The organism is Thioclava sp. SK-1, from assembly GCF_001705665.1.
GTDB lineage: Bacteria > Pseudomonadota > Alphaproteobacteria > Rhodobacterales > Rhodobacteraceae > Thioclava.
Window position 1 is genome coordinate 1 of record NZ_MDHA01000095.1, and the last position, 4,485, is coordinate 4,485.

Below are 4,485 nucleotides of genomic sequence, written 5' to 3' on the forward strand. Positions count from 1 at the left end.
TGGCCTTGAAGCACCGCAGGTCAGGGAAGAGCCTCAAGCAGAGCGTGAGCATGATTTACCTGAGCGGGTTGATCGAGGCCGAAGCCACGGTCTCTGACCCCTAGTGTTAATAGTGTTACCTACGGAGTATGTTACGGGGCCAAAAATCACCCGTAACTCACTGCTGTCAAAACAATAAACTATCCACAGGGTTCCGAAAGGTGCGAACCTGAGTTCCGAAAGGTGCGAATTTTGGTTCCGAAAGGTGCGAACGCCTAGGGGTTCCGGATAGTGCGAATAAATGGTTCCCGATAGTGCGAACATCTGCTATGAAATAACCATGGCGTTATTACCTGACAGACATCCTCAAAAAGACTTCTTCATTCTCGATATCTCTGATGTCGTGGCGAAGGATGACATGGCTTCGATGGAGCATCCCCTGTTCTCCCTCGCCACCAAGCCAGACATGCGCCATCTGGTGTACAAAAGCGGGACCAGCAAGCTTGAGATCATACCCTCGGGAAAGGGGCTGCCCACGATCTTCGACAAGGACATCCTGATCTTCTGCATCAGCCAGCTGATGGACATGAAGAACCGAGGAGAGAAGATCGGGAAACGCGTCCGCTTCTCAGCCCGCGAGCTGCTGATCGCGACCAACCGACCGACGAACAATCTAGGTTACAACCGCCTCGAACATGCCTTTCAGCGTCTGCGCGGCACCACCTTCACCACCAACATCACTACGGGGAACAAGATCGAAACCCGTATTTTCGGCATGATCGACGAAGGTGGCTTCGTGCGCACAGCCGACGAACGTTTCCGCCTCGACTACTGCGAAATTGTTCTCTCTGACTGGCTGATGCGCGCGATCGAGGCCAACGAGGTCGTTACGATCTCCAACGATTACTTCCGACTACGCCGTCCGCTGGAGCGCCGCCTGTATGAGATCGGACGCAAGCATTGCGGAGGCCAGCCGAAATGGCAAATCGGTCTTGCCAAGCTTCAGGAAAAAACCGGCAGCAATGCTCCCCTGAAAAAGTTCCGGCTGAACATCCGCCAGATCATCAAGGACGACCACACGCCGTTCTATCGCATGGAGCTGACCGCCGAAGACCGGGTGATCTTCCGCCCTCGCTCACCGCAAAGCGAACTCCTACCAGAGATCAAGGTGCCGGAATGGGCCGAAGACAAGGCAAGGAGCATCGCCAAAGAAAAAGGCCGGGACTACTACGCTCAACGTGCAGACTGGCTGGCTTTCGCGCAGTCAGAAGCAACCAAAGGCAACCCGCCAAAGAACGCTGGTGCTGCGTTTGTAGCTTACTGTAAGAAACAAACATCCCTTAGGTAAAAAAGGGATGACGCAAAACAGTGCGTCACGAATTGACTCATTTCCACACCCGGATTGCCACTCAAATTGACCAGATAGCAGCTCTAATTTTGTCGAGCTGCGCGCCAGTATTCCTCGGATTCCACCAGATCCCCGCTTTCCGTAGTGACAAATAGCAGGCCGTCGCGAACCTCACCGAGTTTGCCGTATTTTGAACTGGTGATCTCAAAATCGTTCAGGGTCACGCGGCCATCACTATCACGACTTGACGACACATTGACGCTGACACCGAAGTCGCGAGCAAGCTCAGCTGCGGCTATGTCGAATTTCATGCCCGACACTTTCAAATCATGCGCCTGTTTGTCAGCCGCCATCTGTCGTTCTTCAGGCGTTAATTTTGCCAATGCGGCCTGGGCGACATCAGCGTCTTTTGCCCCGGACCAAGTATAGCGGGTGTATTGCGGCATGGAACTTAGATGTGGAACCGCAGTAGTGCTTCGTGCGCGATTTACCCATTGGGCGGCTGACCGAATATCGCTGATACGATTGCCAAGCTCGCCTAGTGCTTCCTCGCGGGTCTTGTATCCTGCTTCACCCGGTTGTTGGCGGCTGGCCATTCCATGCGCAATCGAGAGGCCCGTCGTCATGCGGTTCCGATAGCCGAACTCGGCTTGGAACTTGTCGCTCGCAGCCTGGCGTGCCTGGGACGCCTCACGGAGCTTGGCCCTTTGGGCTGCATCTGTGTATTTACTGACCTGCTCTGCAATGGCGCGATCCTCGGCTGTTTGCGGGTTCCGGAGACGTTCCTCCGAGACCAGAAAACGAGATGTGGTTGCTGGTTCAGAAGTCTCCGCGGCGCGGGGCGAATCGGCCGCGGAGACTTTTGACGCGCCATCAAAGACATTTGGCTTGGGGGATGTGCTTGCATTCCCCTGCGTAAAAAGGGCCAACGTGTGCTGACCGATTGATTGGTTGACAAGCATGACCTACGCGACCTCCGAATATCTTTAATAGCCTCCCACCAAGAGGTTAAGATACCGACACGTTCAGCAGGTCATGGCGGATTCTGGCACAGTACCGGAAACGAACGTGTCGAACTAACCCACCAAACGCGACCAGAAGCTGCGCTTTACAGGAACCTCGGCTTTTTCGCGCTGATCGGTCAGCAGCGCGTTCAGACGCACCCGTTCGGTCTCAGCTCCATCCAGGCGGACACGCAAATCCTCGATCTGATCGACGAGCTGGCCGCGCTCCCGATCACGTTCTGCGACCAATGCTGCCACCTGCTCCCTAAGCATCTTAACTTCGACGCTCAAAGCGCTGTTTTCATACGTTTCCAATAGGGTTTCCTGTTGGCTCTCAGGCCTTCCGGAAACCGGGTTCGCAAACATCCACCTAGAAAGCTCTGAGGGGTCGATCTGCCAACGTCCGCTATCGTCCTTCTCCGCAGACATAGCACCAGAATTAAGAGCCTTTGACAGCGTTCCCTTTGATCTCTTCGCGGTCTTTGCTGCCTGTCCAAGCGTCAGTTTCATGGTGTTTCCGCCTGTATTTCGCGAGGGTTTCCCATTGGTTTTCACACCGTTCACGGTACACACACAGGAAACACCCGCCAATAGGCGGATTGCACACTCCTTGAAAAACCCAACGTGATAGGTTATTTTAGGATATGGTCACGATCTACCGCGCGCACGGGCTGCGCATCATCATCTTCACCGACGATCACGAGCCCGCCCATGTGCATGTGTTTGGCGATGGCCAGGCCAAGATCAATCTGATCGGCTCCGACGGCTCGCCAGTTCTGGTTTGGGCACAGGGCATGAAGGGCAACGAGGTTCGCCGGGCGGTCCAGGTTGTTCGCGATCAGCAGGACCTGTTTCTTGCCAAGTGGAGGGAAATTCATGGCTGAACTGACAGACGCCGAGATTGATGCTGCTCTCGAACGTGGCCGCGTGGCGCAACAGACCGAACCCCGCGCGGATGCCGTCCGCTACGACCGGCGCAACAGCCGGATCATCGTGGACCTGACCAACGGTTGCACCTTCGCGTTCCCGCCCAACCTTGCCCAAGGTCTGGAAACGGCCAGCGAAGACGAGCTGGAGGCTGTCGAAATCCTGGGCGCGGGCTACGGCCTGCACTGGGAGGCGCTGGACGTCGACCTGTCCGTTCCCGGCCTGATGGCGGGGCTGTTCGGCACGAAAGCCTACATGGCCCGCCGCGCCGGTCAGGCGACCTCCGCAGCGAAAGCGGCGGCAGCTCGCGAGAATGGCCGCAAAGGCGGCAGGCCGCGCAAGCAGGCCTGAGCCGAGATGGAGCACGGCGACTTTGCCATCGGCAAGGAGTTCCAGACTGCGACCGGGGTCTGGCGCTGCACCGACATCGGCACGCGCACGATCATCGCGATCAAGGTCTCGGATCGCGATGATCAGTCATGGCTCAACGGCCCGCCCTATGCCGTCGCCGAGATGGTCTTTGATGAGGATGATCTCGAAGGGTGCTGGGTCGAAAACGCCTAATCCAAGACGGCGGCAGCGGGAGGTCCAGGAGGGCGCAGCGCCTCTGGCCCATGGCAATTAGCGGAGCGGCTCGCAGAGAATTGCCTAGTGGGTTGTCATTTGAAATGACAACTCTCCCCCACCTCCCTACGCTGCCCCCATGTTCAAGGCAGCTATCCGCGTCAACAAGATGACTACCATCGCCCAGCTTCGCGGGGCGTCCCTTCATGCGCAGCGTCACGACGAGACGGGTAAGGCCCGTGTCCGGGAAGATGCGGAACCCGGCTTTGGCCTCGCCTGGTCGAAGGCCGAGGACGACCGCGACTACCTCGCCGCCTTCAAGGCGCATAAAGCCGAGCTCGGGGCCGGCGAGCGGAAAGGCTCCCCCCTCTGCCTGCAAGCCATCTGCGTCGTGTCCCCGGAATGGGTGCAGAAGGCCGGAAACCTTCATGACCCGGAGAACCCGCACAACCGCCAGCTCTTCCACCAGGCGAAGGCATGGGCCGAGAGCTGGGGCGGCAAGGGATCGGTGATCGCCACCCGCCTCGATCTCGATGAGAAGGGCGGCGCCGTGGTCGACGTGATGGTCTCCCCGGTCCGAGAAAGCCGGGGCAAGCCAGTGATCTCGACCAACAAGGCGCTGCAGGAGCTGAAACAGGCCACAGGCGAGCGCAACGAATACTC

Annotated in this window: 7 protein-coding genes; 5 read left to right on the forward strand and 2 right to left on the reverse strand. The window is 57.7% G+C overall.

What is annotated here, in order from left to right:
* Positions 1-319: 319 nt before the first annotated feature.
* The gene (locus BFP70_RS19760) at positions 320-1,327 is read left to right on the forward strand and encodes a replication initiator protein A (RefSeq protein WP_066013806.1); all 1,008 of its coding nucleotides are present in this window, start codon (positions 320-322) and stop codon (positions 1,325-1,327) included.
* Positions 1,328-1,410: 83 nt separating this feature from the next.
* Here the strand turns inward: BFP70_RS19760 and BFP70_RS19765 are convergent, their stop codons facing one another.
* Positions 1,411-2,289, reverse strand: a complete 879-nt coding sequence (locus BFP70_RS19765; protein WP_066013808.1) for a hypothetical protein — start codon at positions 2,287-2,289, stop codon at positions 1,411-1,413.
* Positions 2,290-2,403: 114 nt separating this feature from the next.
* Positions 2,404-2,841, reverse strand: coding sequence for a hypothetical protein (locus BFP70_RS19770; protein WP_066013810.1), 438 nt, complete (start codon positions 2,839-2,841; stop codon positions 2,404-2,406).
* 134 nt (positions 2,842-2,975) lie between these two features.
* Here BFP70_RS19770 and BFP70_RS19775 point away from each other — a divergent pair, with 134 nt between their 5' ends.
* The 4 genes from BFP70_RS19775 to BFP70_RS19790 all read left to right on the forward strand — a co-directional run.
* Positions 2,976-3,215 carry a DUF4160 domain-containing protein gene (locus tag BFP70_RS19775; RefSeq protein ID WP_066013812.1) on the forward strand — a complete coding sequence of 80 codons (240 nt, stop codon included), beginning with the start codon at positions 2,976-2,978 and terminating at the stop codon, positions 3,213-3,215.
* The gene (locus tag BFP70_RS19780; RefSeq protein WP_066013814.1) at positions 3,208-3,609 is read left to right on the forward strand and encodes a DUF2442 domain-containing protein; all 402 of its coding nucleotides are present in this window, start codon (positions 3,208-3,210) and stop codon (positions 3,607-3,609) included. Before BFP70_RS19775 ends, BFP70_RS19780 begins: the two co-directional genes overlap by 8 nt.
* A 6-nt stretch (positions 3,610-3,615) precedes the next feature.
* On the forward strand, positions 3,616-3,822 hold the full coding sequence (locus BFP70_RS19785) for a hypothetical protein (protein ID WP_066013816.1): 207 nt from the start codon (positions 3,616-3,618) through the stop codon (positions 3,820-3,822).
* A 139-nt stretch (positions 3,823-3,961) separates the two neighbouring features.
* Positions 3,962-4,485: hypothetical protein (locus tag BFP70_RS19790; protein ID WP_141693293.1), on the forward strand; the 524-nt coding region annotated here is incomplete at its 3' end.